Genomic DNA, 245 nt, shown 5'->3' with positions numbered 1-245 from the left:
ACCACGATGCCGTCGGCCAGCCGCAGCGCGGTCTCGATCGAATCGGTCAGGCGCTGTTTGGAACTCGGCTTCACGGCGAGGCGGTCCACGACCACCTCGACATCGTGCTTCTCCTGCTTCTTCAGCTTGGGCGGATCGGTCAGCGCGTGCACCACGCCGTCGACCCGGACGCGCGAATAGCCCTGCGAGTTCAGCGACTCGAACAGGTCCACGAATTCGCCCTTGCGGGTGCGCACCACGGGCGC

The 245-nt window shown here is 66.5% G+C and carries 1 protein-coding gene; it reads right to left on the bottom strand.

What is annotated here, in order from left to right:
* Nucleotides 1-245: hypothetical protein (locus tag MFF64_RS37235; RefSeq protein ID WP_238194096.1), on the bottom strand; the 245-nt coding region annotated here is incomplete at both ends.

The organism is Methylobacterium frigidaeris, from assembly GCF_022179185.1.
Classification (GTDB): Bacteria; Pseudomonadota; Alphaproteobacteria; order Rhizobiales; family Beijerinckiaceae; genus Methylobacterium; species Methylobacterium frigidaeris.
Note: the sequence above shows the minus strand (reverse complement) of the source record. Positions and strands in the feature narration are given on the sequence as shown.